This window comes from Ruania alba (genome assembly GCF_900105765.1).
GTDB classification, from domain to species: domain Bacteria; phylum Actinomycetota; class Actinomycetes; order Actinomycetales; family Beutenbergiaceae; genus Ruania; species Ruania alba.
On record NZ_FNTX01000001.1, the window covers coordinates 581045 to 597990 of the forward strand.

The window sequence follows — 16946 nt, forward strand, 5'->3', positions numbered from 1 at the left end:
GTGCGCGTGAGGTCGGGTAGAACCGGCGTCGGCATGCCCTCCGAGACGGCGTCGCCGTCGTTCCGGCTGCACTCCTCGGCCCATGACACACGCACCCGGCTGTCGAGGTCCAGGGCTGGGTTGAGTGCGGCCGTGCGCTCGCCGATCGACGGCGAGCGCACGGCCGGTGGACGAGCCGGTTCAGTCCACCCCGAGCGCCGCCACCGGGGAGGTACGCACGGCCGACCTGGCCGGGAGCACCGAGGCCAGCAACCCGGCCACCAGGGCTACGCCCGCCACCAGGGCGAGGTCGCGCCACGGCACCTGGAAGGGGACGTCCGCGAGCGAGCCGAGCAGCACCGACGAGCCGGCCCAGCCGTACACCAACCCGGCGACCGCGCCGATCACGGCACCGGCCCCGGCGATCAGCACGCCTTCCACCGCGAGCATCCCGCGCAGTTGCGCCTTGGTCAGCCCCAACGCCCGCAGCATGGCCGACTCGCGCCGTCGTTCGATCACCGACAGCGAGAGCGTGTTCGCCACGCCCACCAGGGCGATCACCACGGACACTCCGAGCAGACCCACCACCACGGCCAGCAGTGTGTCCACCACTTGCGCGTAGCCGGCACGTTCCACCGCGGCTCCGCTGATCTCCGGCGCCTGCAGCCCGTCCACAGTCTCCGAGAGATCGGTGAGCGTGGACTGCACGGTCCGCACCACGTCGCGCTCGTTCGCGTCATCAGCCACGCGGGCCCACATCATCGACGCCGCCGGGACCTCGCCGAGCTCGGCGAGGGTGGCCGGGTCCAGGAGTGCGACCATCCCGTCCAGGGTGGTCACCTGCGCGGTCACCGTGACCGAGGTGTTGCCGTCGCTGTCGCCATCGCCACGGGTGAGGGTGAGCTCCTGACCGTCATCGATGCCCTGCCAGCCGGCCATCTCGCCGGGCACCACCAGGGTGCCTGCCGCGGGCTGGGCCGCCGCCGCGTCGCGCAGCACGTCGGTGAGGTCGCCCTCGCTGACTGCCGCCACGGTGAGCCAGCTGGTCTGCCCGGAGCTGTCGGTGGCGTCCACCTCCGTCTGGGCAAGCAACACCGAGTCGGTCACGCCGGGCACCTCGCCCACGGCGCTGGTCTGCACGTCCGAGAGCGAGTCCGGGGTGGCCACGCTCAGGTCTACCGGGAACCGGGAGTCGAGCTCGGAGGTGAGGGTCTCCCGTGCCGACATCGCGCCGGTGCTCATCATCGTTACCAGGGCCACGCCGATCAGCAGGGCGCTGGCGGTGGATGCGGTCCGTTTCGGGTTGCGCACCGAGTTCGCGATCGCGATCTTCCCGGCCACGCTGCGTTCGGCCAGACGCCCGACGAGGCGGATCAGGCGCGGTACCACGAACACGCTGCCCACGAGCAGGCCGACGAGAGAGACAATGCCACCGAGCAGACCGATCGCGAGCGCGATCAGTACGGTCGAGTCGGACTCGCTCTCGACGGTGCGCACGATCAGCACGGCCGCGCCGAGCAGACCGAACCCGCCCACCAGGAGCAGGCCGGTGAGGACCGCACGAACACGACCAGCGCTCCGGGTGGCGCCACCCTCCAGCGGACGCAACGCTGCCAGCGGTGCCACCCGGGTGGCCATCCGGGCCGGTACCAGGGCGGCGAGCATGGTCACGCCCAGGCCGGTGAGCAGCGGCGCGAGCACCACCGACGGGGTGATCACCAGCTCGGCATCGATCGGTACCTCCAGGTTCAGGTTCGCGAGCACCGTCAGCCCGACGGCCACGATCGCGCTACCGAGAGCGATGCCGGCCACCGACGCGATCAGACCCAGGATCGCCGCCTCCAGCAGCACCGACCGGCGCACCTGAGCCTTCGCTGCACCCACGCAGCGCAGCAGCGCCAGGGTGCGGGTGCGCTGGGCGATCAGCACCTGGAAGGTGTTCGTGATCACCAGGGCAGCGACCGCGAGCGCCACCGTGGCGAACGCCAGCAGCAGCACGGTCATGATCTGCTCGTTGCCGGTGAGCTGGGCGGTGGTTAGCTCCGCCTGCTCCTGCACCGTGCGCACCTGCACCGAGTCGCCGAACAGCCCGTCGACGTCGGCGCGCACCGTCTCCAGGTCGGCGCCGTCGGCGAGGGCCAGACTCATCTCGTAGTGTGCGGGCTCGCCCTCCCAGGCCAGAGCGAGCAGCTCGCTGAGCTGGTCGGCCTGGAGCAGCGCCGAGGCACGGTTGAACAGGAACGCATCGGGTTCGTTCAGCAGGCCGACCACCTCCAGGGTGGCCGTCTCGGACTGGCTCGTCCCGCCGTCGGCGGCCTCCGGGTCCTCGGACCAGTACTCCACGCTGGAGGTGATCTCGTCCCCGAGGCCCACCTGAAGTCGTTCGGCCACCGCACCGGTCAGCGCGACCTGACCGGCCGCCGTCGGGACCTGCCCCTCGGCGAGGTCAGCTGCTTCCAGCGACGGGCTCGGGGCGGCGGAGCCGAGGGTGACGAACTCGCTCCGGTTCTCAGCGGAGACCTCGGCGCCGAGCATCGCCATGGAGTGCACGGCGCCCACTCCGTCGAGACCGCGGATCTCGGCGAGGTCGGCGTCCGAACGGCCACCGCCGGTGTCCACCACCACGAGGTCGGCGTCGGCGTAGGCCGAGCTCACCGAGTTGTAGGTGGTGCGCTCCATCGTGGCCGTGGCGAGCAGGCTGGCGGCCACGAACGCAGTGCCCAGCATGATCGCGATCCCGGCCGCGACCAGCCGGCCGGCCGAGGCGCGCATCTGGTGCAGGGTGAGTTTCCACATCAGCTCATGCCCGCCGTCGTCTCCAGGCTGCGCAGCGCGTCAAGGCCGGCCATCACGGACTCCGGGGTGGGGGAGGCGATGGTGCCGGCGATCTGCCCGTCGGCGAGCAGCACCACCTGGTCGGCGTAGGCGGCGGCAGTCGGGTCGTGGGTGACCATCACGATGGTCTGGCCCAGCTCGCGCACGCTGCGGCGCAGGAAGGAGAGCACCTCGGCGCCGGATCGGGAGTCCAGGTTCCCGGTGGGTTCATCGGCGAAGATCACGTCCGGGCGGGTGCTCAGCGCGCGGGCGATGGCCACCCGCTGCTGCTGGCCGCCGGAGAGCTCGTGCGGCTTGTGGGTGAGCCGGTCGCGCATCCCGAACGTGTCCACCAGCATGTCCAACCAGGTGGCGTCGACCTCCGTGCCGGCCAGCTCGGAGGGGAGGGTGATGTTCTGCAGGGCCGTGAACATGGGCAGCAGGTTGAACGACTGGAACACGAATCCGATCCGCTCGCGGCGCAGCTTGGTGAGCTCGTTGTCGCCGAGGGCGGTCAGTTCGGTGTCGCCGAGCCGGACCTGGCCGGAGGTGGCGGAGTCGAGGCCGGCGAGCAGGTGCATGAGGGTGGACTTGCCGGAGCCGGACGGGCCCATGATCGCGGTGAACTGGCCGGTCTCGAAGCCGATCGAGACGTCGTTCAGGGCGGTCACGGCAACGTCGCCGCTGCCGTAGACCTTGGTGAGGTGCTGGGCGCTGACGGCGGTGCCCGGTTCGGGCGTGGCTGGTGTGGTCATACCTCGACGTTAGGAGCCGCGGCGGTGCGGGCGCGTCTGGCCGTGGGTGGGTTCTCGGGTCATCCCGTGGGTGGACCGTGCTCCCTGCCCGTCCACCGACGAGGGTTGCGTGAGTGTCGTTCCCGAGGCGAGATTCGACACTGAGGCAACCCACGGCGTCAGGAGCCGGGGCTGACCAACCCGGTCTCGTAGGCGGTCACCACGGCCTGCACCCGGTCGCGAGCGTCCAGCTTCGCCAGCACCCGGCCCACGTGCGTCTTCACGGTGGCCTCGGCCACGAACAGGTCGCCGGCGATCTCGGTGTTGGAGCGGCCCCGGGCCATCAGCACCAGCACCTCGCGCTCCCGCTCGGTGAGCGCGTCGAGGACGGCGGCGGACGCTTTCTGCTCGTCCGGCAGAACGGTCGCGAGGTGCTCGATGAGACGGCGGGTGCTGGAGGGGGCGATGACCGCCTCGCCGTGGTGCACGGTGCGGATCGCGGCGAGCATCTCCTCCGGCGGGGTGTCCTTGAGCAGGAACCCGCTCGCACCGGCCTTGATGGCCTGCAGCACGTACTCGTCCAGGTCGAAGGTGGTCAGGATGACCACCTTCGGGGTGCCGCCGACGCGAGAGGTGCGTGGGTCGGTGAGCGTGGCCGTTGCGGCCAGCCCGTCCATCTGCGGCATGCGGACGTCCATCAGCACCACGTCCACTTCGTGGGAGGCGAGCAGCCGTACCGCCTGCGCGCCGTCGCCAGCCTCGAGCGCCACGGTCATGTCTGGCTGGGAGTTGATCACCAGCGCGAAGCCGGCGCGGACCAGCTGTTGGTCGTCCACGAGCGCCACCCGGATCGGGGCCGGTGGCTGCGTGTCGGTGCTCATCGGTGGTGGTCCTCAGGTCGGGGTGGTGTGCTGCCAGAGCGGTCGGCCCACTCGGCTGGATTGTGCCAGGTGGGAGAGATGGGCGGTGGTGGCGGTGGTACACCCCCGACGGCGGTGGCCGGGTTGTGGCCGGCAGGCGGTGGTGGGTGTTGGCCCGGTGCGAGGACCGTCGGCGCGGGTGGGGTGTGCGGGACCGGGATCTCGGCCCGTACCCGGAACCCACCGCCTTGGCGTGGGCCGGTGGTGAGTGTGCCGCCGAGCATCGCGGCGCGCTCACGCATCCCGAGCAGGCCGTGCCCGGCGCCGTCGGAGGGGGCTGCCGCACCCCGGCCGTCGTCGTCGATCTGCAGCAGCAGGTGGGCCGGGTTCCATTGCACGAGCACGGTGGCGTGGGCGTCCGGTCCGGCGTGCTTGAGGATGTTGGTCAGGGACTCCTGCACGATCCGGTACACGGTCAACCCGGCGCCCGGGGGAAGGGTCCGGGCCGTGCCCATCCGCACCAGCGAGACCGCCAGCCCGGTGTCGCGCACCTGCTCCACCAGGGTCTCCAGGTCCGAGGTCTCCGGCTGCGGGGTGAGCCGCTCACCGCCGGTATCGCTGCGCAGCACTCCGAGGATCTTGCGCATGTCGGCCAGGGCAGCGCGACCGGTCTCAGAGATCGTGGTGAGGGCGTGCGTGGCGGCCTGGGGATCATGTGCGGCCGCGTACCGTCCGCCGTCGGCCTGGGCGATCACCACCGAGAGGGAGTGGGCCACGATGTCGTGCATCTCCCGGGCGATCCGGGCGCGCTCGGCCTGGGTGGCGATCTGGGCCTGCTGGTCGCGCTCGACCTCCAGCCGCGCGGCACGCTCGGCGAGAGTCTCCACGCGCTCCACGCGGGCCCGGCGCACCAGGGCGAGCGCCCAGGAGCTGAGCACCAAGGCCGCGAGCAGGCCGAACACACCCATGGTGCCCACCAGGGCGCCCAGACCGGTGAAGCCGTTGTACACGAGGAACCAGACCGCCACAATCAGGCAGCCGAACAGCGCGGAGAACAGGGCGGTCCGGCGGGCCCAGCGCGGTCCGTACACGGTGATCGAGTACAGCGCGATGAAGATCGCCAGGTCAGAGGCGCTGAGGATCATTCCGGCGAGCACGTGCGCGAGCGCCATCGCATAGACCGTCACGGCCGAGGCCACCGGGCGGGTGCGTCGCCAGGCGAGAGCGGCGGGCATGCCCAGGCTGGTGACCACCGTGACGGTGGTGGCGAACCTCCCGAGTCCCAGGGACCCGGTGATCCCGATCGACAGCATCCCGAGGGTGATCGTGAGGATGGCAGCGACGATCGCGTCCGCGGTGAACGGGGAGTATCGCCGCACCGGCGGGGCCGGCGGCGGGTCGAGGGGCGCCATGATCTCTCAGACTAGGTGGCCGACGGGTGCATGGCGTCCCACTGCGGTCGGACGAAGCCCTCAGCCGCCTCCGTCCGCGGGCGTACCGCATGGCCTGTGGATAACCGGAGCGGGGGATCGGTGCCTCGGGGCACGGTGGAGCGCATGACACACCCCGATGGCATCCCAGAACCGATCACCCCCGACCGTCCGCTGCGCAGCGACCATGACCTGCTGGACTGGGCTCGCTTCGTCCATCAGGACGTACGACCCACCCGGAGCACGTTGTGGGTGCTGCTGCTGGACTCCAAGGATCACCCGCTACCGCTGCTGCTCCCGATCGAGGACGTACCCGAGACCCCGGACGCGTGCACGCTTCTGGAGGTACTGACGTTCCTGAGCAGACTGCTGGTCGAGCACGCCCCGGGCGGGTCCGTGGCACTGTTGCTGGAACGCCCCGGTGCGAGCCGGCGGGGTCCCGGCGACCGCACCTGGGATGCTCAGATTCGAACCGTGGCGCGGCGGATGAAGGTACGGGTGCGGGCCTTCTTCGTTGCCGGAACCGGTTCCGTCCTGCCGATGACGCTGGACGACGCCGCCTGAGGTCGTGTGCAGGCGGACGAGCTGGCCAGCCCGCCTCTCGTTCAGCCGGATGATTCTGGCCTGCGACGAACCCCGACCTTCCACGTGCGGCTTCTCCCGGATGTCGGCCGACACCCGGGAGAAGGCTGTGTCAGGACACCGAGCGCTGGTGCCGTTGCCGCCGAACGGTCAGCATGAGCGCTGCCCCGAGGACCAGAAGGGCCGCGCTGACGGCCAGTCCGAGGAGCACGTCCGCGCCGGTGTCTGGCATCTCCTGACCCGGATCAGCGTCGCTCGGCTCGCTGGTGGGCGGGTCGCTCGGCTCGCCGGAAGGATCCGTTGGCTCGGTGGGCGGATCCGTTGGTCCGGTGGGTGGGTCGGTCGGTTCGGTGGGCGGGTCGGTCGGTTCGGTGGGCGGGTCCGTTGGCTCGGTGGGTGGGTCGGTCGGTGCGGGCGCCACGCTGAGGGTGAACTCCGCGGTGATGGGATCGCCCACGAACACAGTGAACGTCACGTCCCCGGCGACCTCGGGAACACCTGAGATCTCGCCCGTCTCGGTGTCGAGGTCGAGTCCTGCCGGAAGGTCGCCCTCGGACATGCCCCACGTGTACGGACCACCGTTGCCGCCGTCGGCCTCCAGCGTGACCGCGTACTCCTCGCCCACCGTCCCGTCCGGCAGGGACTCGGTCACGATCACCAGCGGGTCGAGCACGGACAGGGTGCCGTTGACGTACTCGAAGGTGTAGAAGTCGTCAGCCCCGCCGCTGCAGAACGTGGTGGCGGCATCCATGTCGTAGCCGCAGGTCGGCAGGGTGTCCAGGTCGTCGATGGTGTCGTGGTCCCAGAAGCCGGTGTAGCTGGCCGTCACCTCCGGCTCGAACGCACCCTCGTAGGTCGTCGCGTCGCTCGCTGTCACCGTGATGACACCACCCGATCGCTCCACCGCGCCGGCGTCACACGCGCTGGCTACCAGTCGCGGGTAGCCGTCGCCGCGCTGATCGACGTCACCGGGGCACAGCTCGATCGTCTCGTTGCCCCACGGCACGGAGGTACCGGTGGGCACCAGGTTGATGGCCGGGCTTCTCGACCCGGGAAGCGCTGTGCGACTGGGACCACCGTTGTCCCCGAGCGGCTCGAGCAACGGGTTTGCGACAACGCTCGTGTCGGCATCCAGCGTGCAGGTCTCATCTGAAGCGACGTTGAAGCCACCGTCGGTCAGGTTGGTCAGTTCGCCGTCGCAGGCAGACGTGCCATCGAAGGAGTCCACGATCGAAGCGATCGCAGTGGCCATGGTGTCGCCCAGCCAGAGTCCACCCTCAGCATTGTCCGCGACGGTGCTGCCAGCGAGCAGTAGCGGTGCCGCGGCGATCTCGCCGAACTCGTCCCCGAGCTCCTCCCTGCTGATGCCGAAGCCGCCGTTGCCGGCAACAGTGCTCGAGCGGACGAGGCCACTGGAGCCGGTGCTGAGCCGCAGGCCGTCACGTGCGTTGGCCGACACCTCGGTCCGCACCAACTGGATGTCGCCGGGCCAATCGGCGGCCGTAGGGGTCACGATGGCGCCGTAGCCGGTGATCGGCCCCCGACGAGATCGTCGAGGTTGGTACGCACGCTGTCGCTGATGGTGCTGTCGGTGAGCGAGAGGCTGCCGCCTTGCACCATCACACCACCGGCGTTGTCAGCGATCGTGAGATCGCTTCCGGTGACCGATGCAGCGAAGCTGAGGGCGATGCCACCGAAGCCGAAGAGGGACCCCAGGTCCGCGTCCAGGCCGTTCCCGGTGATCGAGGTTCCGGTCAGGTCCACGGTGGTCCGCTGTTGCGCGTGCGGCTCCTCGACGGCGAAGACACCTGCCCAGTCGTTGTCGGCGATGACGCCACCGGTCACCGTGGCATGGGCATAGGCTGCGAACAGGCCGATAGCGTTGCGGCTGAGTTCGGTGTCCGTCACGACCGCATCGACGGAACCTTCGAGGTAGACGCCAGCGCCTGGCGTCCCGTCCCCGGCCTCGCCGCCGTCGTTGTCCGTGACGACGCTGTTCGTCAGCTCAAGGCTGGATCCCTCGAGCGAGGAGGCGAGTGCCCACACCCCGGCCTGGTTGTTCGCGATGGTGCTGTCGCTGATCTGCGTCTGGCCATGCTCGACGTGCACTCCGATGGCATGGCCGGTGATCTCGGTGCCGGTGATCGTGACGGTGAGCGGTATGGGTTCGCCGTCCGTCGAGCCAGCCCGTCCCCAGATGCCGGCGTCCTGGCCCTCACTGGCGTTGTCGGACATGGTGCTGTTCGTCAGCGTGACATCGCCGCCGTCGGGCAGCATCATGCCGTTGTCGTTGCCCGAGATCGTCACGGCCGTACCGGTGAACGCGCCACCCTGGTAGATCACCACCCCGCCGCGGAACGTCCCGCCCGTGGGATCGCCGCTGTCGATGATCGAGGTTCCGGTCACGTCGAACGTCGCATCGGCGGTGTAGCCGATGAGTCCGGCACCCAGGCTGCCCGACACTGATCCGCCCGTGATCGTCGCCTCGCCCGCCACCAGCGCCACACCGACGGCATTGGCGGCGATGCTGGACGAGTTGATCGTGACCATCGCCGGTGCAGCGTCGGGCCCGAGTTCACTGTTGCCCGCCAGGACACCGGAGCCGGTACCGGTGATCGTGGCATCCTCGATGGTGACGACGCTGCCGGCATCTGCATGGACACCGACGGTCGAGGGAGCCGCTGGAGCGCCCGTGATGGTGATTCCCGAGAGTGTTGCGGCGCGGTCGGTGGCAACGTGGATCACCGGCTGGAGGGCGGTGGTGTCCTCGTCGATGAAGCCGATGTCGGCGATCGTCACCGTACCGTCGGCAGCATCGATCAGCACCGTGGGCGCGTTGTCGGGATCGGGGTTGGTCAGCGACACCTCGCCCGCCCCCGCGCCTTGCAGCGTCACCGGGGTGGTGATCGTCAGAGCTTCGGCATAGTCGCCGGCTGCGATCGACACGATGTCATCGGGAAGTGCCAACGTCACTGCCGCGCCGATCGTGGCGCAGGCATCCGCGCCAGCGGCCTCGCCGCAGTCCGGCCCGTCGGTTCCGGCGGCGGCGTCGACGTACCAGGTCGAACCAGCCGCAGTTGCCGGCGGGGCGCCCCCGCGAAGATCAGGGCGGTTGCTGCGACGACGGCCGAGCCGACAGCAACGAGGCGGCGATGCTGGAGTCGATGGGTGCCCACTCCGGAAGCGGTATCAGGCAGGTGGGCGCCGGGAATGCGCATCGCTCGTCCCCATTATTCGATTGAACAGGTGTCTGTGAGACCTTAGCGTCCATTGAGTGATTTCGGAAGCCTTGCCGATGAAGTTCCGGGGGTCGGCGTTTGCCCGCGCTGCGTCGGGTCGCGTGGGGCCGAACCTCACACCGGGTGAGTCAAGTTCGCGTCGTTGTTCTGCACCGAACCCACGCGGGGGGACACCTCGTGCCAGCGCAAGGGGGGCGTCGGGATCGTCAGGGCGGCGAGTGCCTCGTCCGGTGCGGTGATGGCCGGATCGAGCCAGAACCTGGTTGATTCCTGGGAGAGGACCACGGGCTCACGGCTGTGGATCTGTTCCAGCCCGCCGCGGGCGTCTTCGGTGACGATCGTGGTGGAGAGCACCCACCGGTCCGGGTCGTCGGGATCCTTGGCCGGGTCTCGCCACCAGGCGTACAGGCCGGCGAACGCGAGCGGTGCGCCGTCGCTGCGGTGGATGTAGAACGGGGTGCGGCGCGGCTTGGTCTGGCCGGGCACCTCCTCCTTCAGCCACTCGTAGTAGCCGTCGGCCACCACGACGCAGCGCCGGGTGCGCAGGGACTTCGTGAATGCCGGTTTGGCGGCGAGGCTGTCGCTGCGGGCGTTGAACATCCGCGACCCGACGGTGAGGTCCTTCGCCCACCCGGGGACCAGCCCCCACCGGGCGACGTGCATCTCGCGGCGCACGGGCGCCGAGGTCGCGTCGGTGTCGGCGCCGTCGGTGGGCTTCGGTGCTCGGTCGAGCACGATCCGGACCCCGTCGGTGGGGGCCACGTTGTAACTGGCCTCGAGCAGGCCGGCACGTTCGGTGATCTCCTCGACGTCAAAAGCGTCGGCAAGATCCTGAGCCTCCCGGAACGAGGCGTAGCGACCGCACATGGGCCCAGCCTGCCAGGCGCCAGAGGTGTGCGCCGCTGCGGCGATCGCTCAGACGGTCCAGTCGAGCCACCCCTCGGCGAGCACTCCCGCCGTGTACCAGAACACTCCCATCACCATGGCCAGGCCGAGGACCCGCGCGGGGTGATCCCGGAACCAGTGCAGACCGAGCGTCGCCAGCAGCAGCCACGCGGCGATGAGAACGACCCGGCCGGTGAGTGGTGCGAGGATCCCGATCGACAGGAAGAACGGCACCTGCGCGATCATCAGCAGCATGCCGGTCGCGGCCAGGAGCGTGTCCGCCACTGGGTGGGGGCGCGAGATCTCGCCACGGGCGACGCTGGCCATGGAGTGACGATAGTTGCGATGATCGAACCTTGCATCAGGAAGGAATCGGGAGGGGCGATGGCGACGTTCGTCTCCACCTGGTTGGTGGCCGCCCCGCCCGCGGCCGCGTGGGCAGTGCTCACCGCAACGCAGCAGTGGCCGCAGTGGTGGCCCGGTTTCACCCGGGTGGTGCAGGTGCGTGCGGGCGACGACGGCGGCGTGGGTCAACGCATCCATCTCACCCTCAATGTGGGCTACCGGCTCCGGTTCGGCACCGAGATCGTGGCCGTCCAGCCCGGGCAGTGGGCCCGCGCCCGGGTGGTTGGTGACCTGCGCGGGACGGGGATCTGGGCCGCCCGGCCGGTGCGTGGTGGGACGGAAATGACTATCTTCTGGGACGTCCAGGTGCAACGCGTCTGGATGCGCGCGCTGGCGCCGGTGGCCGGCGGGCTGTTCGCCGCTGCGCACGCCCGGGTGATGGCGGCCGGGGAGCGCGGCCTGCGCCAGGAGCTGACCACCAGAGAGCCGACCGGGAACGGATAGCCTCGATGGCCATGGAGATCAGCACGGGCGAGGCGACCACCCTGGGGCGTGAGGAACTCGTGGACCTGTACTCCGCCGTCGGGTGGAGCGCCTACACGCGCGACCCGGACGCCCTGCTCCGGGCGGTGCGCGGCTCGCACCGGGTGGGCGTGGCCTGGGACGGGGAGCAGCTGGTGGGTCTGGCGCGCACGATCTCCGACGGCGTCACGGTGGTCTACCTGCAGGACGTGCTGGTGCGCCCCTCGCACCAGCGCACCGGCCTCGGCCGCGAACTGCTCACCCAACTGCTCGGCTCCTACGGCGACATCCGCCAGCAGGTGCTGCTCACCGACGACCGCCCCGAGCAGCGGGCCTTCTACACCTCGCTCGGGTTCGTCGAGACCCACGATCACGACCCGGGGCTGCGCGCGTTCGTGAGACTGCGCTGAGGCGGCCCTCGGGCGCGGCGTAGGATCGCAGGCGATGACCGAGGACAATGTGGACCAGCCGAAGACCTGTTGCGCACCGGCGCGGGAGACCCCGCAGGGAGCACTCGCAGAGGAGAGCGTCGGGGAGGTGCCGGCCGGCGCGGGCCGCGGACAGCACGCGGTCGAGCAGTGCGCGGTGCCGGCGCAGACCTTCCAGATGGGCGACGCCGACGGTGTCGGGTACCACGCCGACGGGGAGACCCCGGTGCACCCGGTGACCGTGGACGCGTTCAGCATCGACGCCACCTCGGTGACGAATGCGGACTTCGCAGCCTTCGTGGAGGCCACCGGGTACCGCACCGAGTCCGAGACCTTCGGGTTCTCGGCCGTGTTCCATCTCGCCCTGGCCGCTCCTGAGGAGGCCATCATGGGGCGCGCGCCGGGCACTCCCTGGTGGCTCGGCGTCAAGGGCGCCGACTGGGCACACCCGGGCGGTCCGAACTCCTCCGTCGAGGGCCTGGCGGACCACCCGGTGGTGCACATCTCCTGGAACGACGCCGAGGCGTACTGCCGGTGGGCCGGTCGGACGTTGCCGACCGAGGCACAGTGGGAGGCCGCCAGCCGCGGGGGAACCCAGGGGCACCGTTACCCGTGGGGTGCCGAGTTCCCCGGCGACGGTGACCAGTGGCGGGCGAACATCTGGCAGGGCCGGTTCCCGGTGGACAACACGGTCGAGGACGGGTTCCTCACCACCGCCCCGGTGCGCACCTTCAGCCCGAACGCCTACGGCCTGTGGCAGACCGTGGGGAACGTGTGGGAGTGGTGCGCGGACTGGTTCGACCCCCGCTACTACACCCACTCGCCGGCGCAGAACCCTACCGGGCCCGAGCAGGGGATGGCCCGGGTACTGCGTGGGGGGTCGTTCCTGTGCCACGACTCCTACTGCAACCGCTACCGGAACGCGGCCCGCTCGTCCAACACCCCGGACTCGGCGATGAGCAACACCGGCTTCCGGACCGTCTCGGCCGCCTGAACTGCCTACTGTCCGAGTGCGGCCAGCCCGCGGGTGGGGCGGCTGATGGCCGACGGCGGCCGGTCGCCCTGGTCCTGCAGGTCCACCCGGCGCACGCCACAGCCCGTGCAACGGACGTAGAGGAGGCGGCCCTGCGAGGTGTGGTGCGCCGACTCGACGACCCAACCGTGCTCGTGGGCGGCGAGGGGGACTGAAGGAGTGAGCGGCTGGTGCAGCTGATCGGTGGTCATGGGGTCCACCATGATGTAATGGTCTTATGCATCTCAACCCTTACGGCGATCTGGTCTCGCCCTGAGGTTGGTGAGAGCGCTGTTCTCAATGCCAGTCGCGTAGCAGTGACATCTGCAATCGCTGCAACCCTGCTGCAGCCCCGTCGACCATTGCCCATACGGGCCGGTTCACCGTCATTTCTCCGACCATCGTGGTCACGCGCCGTCGTTCGGTGCGGTCCAGAGGGGCTTCTCCTCGCACATCATTGGGGCGGATCAGCGTGCCCAGGACTGCGAAGTCGATCAGGTGACGGCGACGGTGGGTGTCCAGCGTCACCCCATGAGCGGCTGACTTGGCGACCACTGCGCCGACGAGTGAAGGGCGCGGAACGCATCCTGTGCGGCCGTCGATGAGGACGGCCTGTGTTGAAGTCCGATTGAGGGCCTTCTGCGCGCCGGGCGTCTCGATCGTGGTGGCCCCGCCTGCCCCTCGCCGGCTCGCGGCCCGCTCGCCGAGGTAGCGAGGGATGAGGAGGTCGACGGTCGCAGAGCCGCGAATCCAGCGGTGCTGATGTCCGGACCGAGTGGTCCCGTCCGGGGTGAAGCCGAGGTCGACCAGCGTGCTAGTGATCTCGAGTAACGCCTGGGGGTGTCCGCGAACGTCCAGCACGGCGTCGGCGTCATTGGTCGGGCGGGTGGGCCAGGATCCACGTGCTGCGCACCACAGGTGCACGAGTTGGCCACCGACCAGGGTCCACCCGCTGGGGTGCCGGCTCTGCAGGTCCAGCAGGGCGTGCCAGCCTGCAGCCTGTTCGTCATTGAGCATCGGCACCTCGACTGCCTCGGTGTGGCCTGGCGTACTCACGGCTGTAACTCGGAGCGGATGAGGGCTGCCGCTTGCTGAGCCTCGCGAGGGCCGCCGTCGGCAAGGTCAGCAGCGACCAGGAGCCATGGCACCGGTGCCTGCACTCGATGTGGTGCCACGTACAGCACGACGTTGCCCGTCTGGCCGAGTTCCTGTGGTGTCAGTAGGTGATCGATGATCAGGTTGTCCAGATCGACAGAGGCGACATAGCCCTCCGCAAGGCGGTTGTCAGCCATCCCGGAGCGTCGGTCGCTACGCCCGGACCGTGCCAGGCGGTCATCGTCGAGCACCCCTGGGAGGTCGGGGGCGGCGTAGGTCAGACGTCGCGCTCGCCGGGCCAGCAGCGACCGCAACTTCGGAAGCGGCAGCCCTTCGTGGACGAGCTCGCGCCAGCGCCGCCGAAGCCGGGAGATTTCCGAGGGGGTGAGGTCGTGCGGATGCTGTCCGTGCGAGATGGCGACCAGGCCCCACGCCGTTCGGGGGGTCAGCGGCTGACCTGGGCCACGGGGGATCGCGGGAAGGGATGTCGGGTCGATGAGCCACTGGCCGCCAAGCATGCGCCCGTGGAGGTGTCCGTGAGCGAGCATGTTCCGCACCCGGCGTGCACTGACGCCCAGGTGTGCAGCAACCTCGTCGACTCCCAATAGCGGCATGACAGTATTATTCCGAGTGCGGAACGATACTGTCAACGTTTGATCGGCGCGCACGCCGCCACGACGTGGCCACGATGAGGTGAAGGTGCCTTCCTGTTGCTGCGTGGGTGAGTGCCCTCGCCCTTGCCATGATGTAATTGTCTTATGCATCTCAACCCTTACGGCGAGTATGCGGTGCTGCTCGCCGCGTCACTCGCGAACGACTGGCCCGCTGATCGGGCCGGAATCGAGGAGCGCACCCGCGAGTTCGGGATGACGCAACCGTTCCCCGAGGCTCCGGGAGATCACGCCGGCACCCGCAGGGTGATCGACGGCTGGCTCACCGTGGTGGACGCGCCCGGCGAGCAGGAACGGGCCGGGTTGCTGAACGCGCAGATGGCGGCGGTCACCGCCTACCCGCGACTGACCGACCACGACGACGAGGGATGGCACCTGCACTACCGCGACGACGGTCACTCGTTGCCACACGTGCTCGCCGCGGTGATCAGCGTGGGCACTGCACTGCACCTGACCACTCGCGGGATGCACCGGCTGGCCCGGTGCGCGGCAGGGCAGGAGCCGGGAGACCCATGCTCCGCCGTCGTGGTGGACGTCACCCGCAACGGGCGGCAACGGTACTGCTCGGTGCGCTGCGCGAACCGGGCCGCAGTGCGGCGGCACCGCGCACGGCGGGTGTAAGGCGGGCACGGGGTCGTGGGCATTCCTCAGGCGTCGGCAGAACCTTCGCGGTAGATCTTTGCGCGGGTGATGAGTCCCTGATCGTCGAGGTCGAAGACGGCGATCAGCGCCGCCGTCTTGTCCTGCTCGCTGGAGGTCCACGTCTCAGTGAGCTCGGCGGCCACCACCGCTCCGCCGTCGATGATCCGGCGCAGCTGAAGGTGCGGAGTGAGGCCGGCCATGGCCGTGGCGAAGAATTCTCGCAGCGTGCCCGGCGGCACCTCGTAGTCACCGGTAACCCAGGTGGCGTCCGAATCGAAGTCGGCCATCAGGGCGTCGGCGTCGGCGGCGTTGAACGCTGCGAGATGACGGTGGATCAGGTCAGTGGCGCTCATGTGCGCCGATCCTACGCACGCCTCGACCGGTCCGTGCCGTGGACGTTGTCCACAGGCACCTAGCCCGTCGAGGAGATCGTCGCTACCGTGTTCGGACGAGTCGGTACGGGGCACTGGGGGAGAGGCGAATGGCTGGGGGCGCAGCACTGCTCGAGTCCGAGGTGCGCGAACTCATCCGCCGCCGCGGCCTCGATCCCGCTCAGGACGACTCGGACGTGCGCGAGATCATCGCCGCTGCTGTGGCCGACTACGACGACCGATCCTTGCGGGGTCTGGTGCCCCGTCTGGACGACCTTGACCTGACGTCGAAGGAGTTGCATGACGCGATCTCCGGGTTCGGGCCGCTGCAGTCCTACCTCGATGACCCTGAGGTGGAGGAGATCTGGATCAATGAACCGGGCAAGGTTTTCGTTGCCCGGCACGGTCGTCCCGAACTCACCACCACGCTGCTCACTGAGGAGCACGTGCACGACCTGGTTGAACGGATGCTGCGCACCTCCGGGCGTCGGCTCGACCTGAGCACTCCGTTCGTCGACGCCACCCTGCCGGGCGGGGAACGCCTGCACGTGGTGATCCCGGACGTGACCCGCCGGCACTGGGCGGTGAATATCCGCAAGTACCTCGTCCGAGCCCGCCGGCTCAGCGACCTGGTCGCCCTGGGGTCCCTGACCGACCAAGCCGCCGCCTTTCTGCATGCCGCCGTTGCCAGCGGGCTCAACATCTTGGTGTCCGGAGCCACCCAGGCGGGAAAAACCACCATGGTGAACGCCCTGGGCGGGTCGATCCCCGCCCATGAGCACGTCGTGACGTGCGAGGAGGTGTTCGAGCTGCAACTCGCGGGCCGTGATGTGGTGGCCATGCAGTGCCGGCAGCCGAACCTGGAGGGGACGGGCGAGATCCCGCTGCGGCGCCTGGTCAAGGAGGCGCTGCGGATGCGGCCGGACCGGCTGCTCATCGGGGAGGTCCGCGAGGCCGAAGCGCTCGACATGCTGATCGCCCTGAACGCCGGGATCCCCGGGGCATGCACGATCCACGCCAACTCGGCACGGGATGCTGTGGTGAAGATGTGCACCCTGCCGCTGCTCGCCGGGGAGAACATCTCCGACCGGTTCGTGGTGCCCACTGTCGCGGCGGCGTTCGACGTGGTCGTCCACCTCGACCTGGACCGGCGCGGCCACCGTCGGGTGGCTGAGATCGCCGCGATGTCCGGCCGGGTCGAGCAGGGGGTGGTGGAGATCTCCAGCCTGTTCGAACGGCGCACAGGAGAGTTGGTGCGCAGCGATGGCTTCCCGCCGCACGTCGAGCGGTTCGAGCGGTCCGGATTCGACCTGCGTGACCTGCTCGCGAGGCGGTGA

The 16946-nt window shown here is 69.7% G+C and carries 18 protein-coding genes; 6 read left to right on the forward strand and 12 right to left on the reverse strand.

Annotated elements, in window-relative coordinates:
* Positions 1-180 precede the first annotated feature (180 nt).
* The 4 genes from BLU77_RS02640 to BLU77_RS02655 form a co-directional block, all read right to left on the reverse strand.
* Positions 181-2751, reverse strand: a complete 2571-nt coding sequence (locus BLU77_RS02640; protein WP_139177557.1) for an ABC transporter permease — start codon at positions 2749-2751, stop codon at positions 181-183.
* 23 nt (positions 2752-2774) lie between these two features.
* The gene (locus tag BLU77_RS02645; protein ID WP_089771569.1) at positions 2775-3548 is read right to left on the reverse strand and encodes an ABC transporter ATP-binding protein; all 774 of its coding nucleotides are present in this window, start codon (positions 3546-3548) and stop codon (positions 2775-2777) included.
* A 158-nt stretch (positions 3549-3706) separates the two neighbouring features.
* Entirely contained in the window at positions 3707-4408 is a 702-nt protein-coding gene (locus BLU77_RS02650; protein WP_089771570.1) for a response regulator, read from the reverse strand.
* Entirely contained in the window at positions 4405-5799 is a 1395-nt protein-coding gene (locus BLU77_RS02655) for a sensor histidine kinase (protein WP_245708639.1), read from the reverse strand. Before BLU77_RS02655 ends, BLU77_RS02650 begins: the two co-directional genes overlap by 4 nt.
* A 144-nt stretch (positions 5800-5943) precedes the next feature.
* On the opposite strand from BLU77_RS02655, the gene BLU77_RS02660 reads away from it, so the two are divergent.
* Positions 5944-6381, forward strand: a complete 438-nt coding sequence (locus BLU77_RS02660) for a hypothetical protein (RefSeq protein WP_089771571.1) — start codon at positions 5944-5946, stop codon at positions 6379-6381.
* A gap of 130 nt (positions 6382-6511) precedes the next feature.
* Here BLU77_RS02660 and BLU77_RS02665 read toward each other — a convergent pair whose 3' ends face one another.
* The 4 genes from BLU77_RS02665 to BLU77_RS02680 all read right to left on the reverse strand — a co-directional run bounded on the left by BLU77_RS02665 (position 6512) and on the right by BLU77_RS02680 (position 10850).
* A complete protein-coding gene (locus tag BLU77_RS02665; RefSeq protein ID WP_089771572.1) occupies positions 6512-7912 on the reverse strand; it encodes a choice-of-anchor Q domain-containing protein in 1401 nt (466 codons plus the stop codon).
* Complete coding sequence (locus BLU77_RS02670) at positions 7909-9345, reverse strand: right-handed parallel beta-helix repeat-containing protein (RefSeq protein ID WP_139177560.1); 1437 nt, start codon at positions 9343-9345, stop codon at positions 7909-7911. Before BLU77_RS02670 ends, BLU77_RS02665 begins: the two co-directional genes overlap by 4 nt.
* A gap of 407 nt (positions 9346-9752) precedes the next feature.
* Positions 9753-10505, reverse strand: a complete 753-nt coding sequence (locus BLU77_RS02675) for an SOS response-associated peptidase (protein ID WP_089771574.1) — start codon at positions 10503-10505, stop codon at positions 9753-9755.
* A gap of 48 nt (positions 10506-10553) precedes the next feature.
* Positions 10554-10850, reverse strand: a complete 297-nt coding sequence (locus BLU77_RS02680; protein ID WP_089771575.1) for a hypothetical protein — start codon at positions 10848-10850, stop codon at positions 10554-10556.
* Between the two features lie 57 nt (positions 10851-10907).
* Between BLU77_RS02680 and BLU77_RS02685 the strand changes: the two genes are divergently transcribed.
* The 3 genes from BLU77_RS02685 to BLU77_RS02695 are packed head-to-tail and all read left to right on the forward strand — an operon-like array spanning position 10908 to position 12812.
* Positions 10908-11372: an SRPBCC family protein gene (locus BLU77_RS02685; protein WP_175476919.1), complete on the forward strand. Its 465-nt coding sequence runs from the start codon at positions 10908-10910 to the stop codon at positions 11370-11372.
* 11 nt (positions 11373-11383) lie between these two features.
* Positions 11384-11800 (forward strand): GNAT family N-acetyltransferase, encoded by a 417-nt coding sequence (locus tag BLU77_RS02690; protein WP_089772927.1) that lies wholly within the window; start codon positions 11384-11386, stop codon positions 11798-11800.
* Positions 11801-11834: 34 nt separating this feature from the next.
* A complete protein-coding gene (locus tag BLU77_RS02695) occupies positions 11835-12812 on the forward strand; it encodes a formylglycine-generating enzyme family protein (protein ID WP_089771577.1) in 978 nt (325 codons plus the stop codon).
* Positions 12813-12817: 5 nt separating this feature from the next.
* Here BLU77_RS02695 and BLU77_RS02700 read toward each other — a convergent pair whose 3' ends face one another.
* The 3 genes from BLU77_RS02700 to BLU77_RS02710 all read right to left on the reverse strand — a co-directional run bounded on the left by BLU77_RS02700 (position 12818) and on the right by BLU77_RS02710 (position 14539).
* Complete coding sequence (locus BLU77_RS02700) at positions 12818-13042, reverse strand: hypothetical protein (protein WP_089772928.1); 225 nt, start codon at positions 13040-13042, stop codon at positions 12818-12820.
* An 85-nt stretch (positions 13043-13127) separates the two neighbouring features.
* Complete coding sequence (locus tag BLU77_RS02705; RefSeq protein WP_139177563.1) at positions 13128-13886, reverse strand: hypothetical protein; 759 nt, start codon at positions 13884-13886, stop codon at positions 13128-13130.
* On the reverse strand, positions 13883-14539 hold the full coding sequence (locus BLU77_RS02710; protein ID WP_175476920.1) for a helix-turn-helix domain-containing protein: 657 nt from the start codon (positions 14537-14539) through the stop codon (positions 13883-13885). Before BLU77_RS02710 ends, BLU77_RS02705 begins: the two co-directional genes overlap by 4 nt.
* Positions 14540-14683: 144 nt before the next feature.
* On the opposite strand from BLU77_RS02710, the gene BLU77_RS02715 reads away from it, so the two are divergent.
* Positions 14684-15217: a CGNR zinc finger domain-containing protein gene (locus tag BLU77_RS02715; protein ID WP_089771580.1), complete on the forward strand. Its 534-nt coding sequence runs from the start codon at positions 14684-14686 to the stop codon at positions 15215-15217.
* 26 nt (positions 15218-15243) lie between these two features.
* Here BLU77_RS02715 and BLU77_RS02720 read toward each other — a convergent pair whose 3' ends face one another.
* The gene (locus BLU77_RS02720; protein WP_089771581.1) at positions 15244-15591 is read right to left on the reverse strand and encodes a nuclear transport factor 2 family protein; all 348 of its coding nucleotides are present in this window, start codon (positions 15589-15591) and stop codon (positions 15244-15246) included.
* 128 nt (positions 15592-15719) lie between these two features.
* Between BLU77_RS02720 and BLU77_RS02725 the strand changes: the two genes are divergently transcribed.
* A complete protein-coding gene (locus BLU77_RS02725) occupies positions 15720-16946 on the forward strand; it encodes a TadA family conjugal transfer-associated ATPase (RefSeq protein WP_089771582.1) in 1227 nt (408 codons plus the stop codon).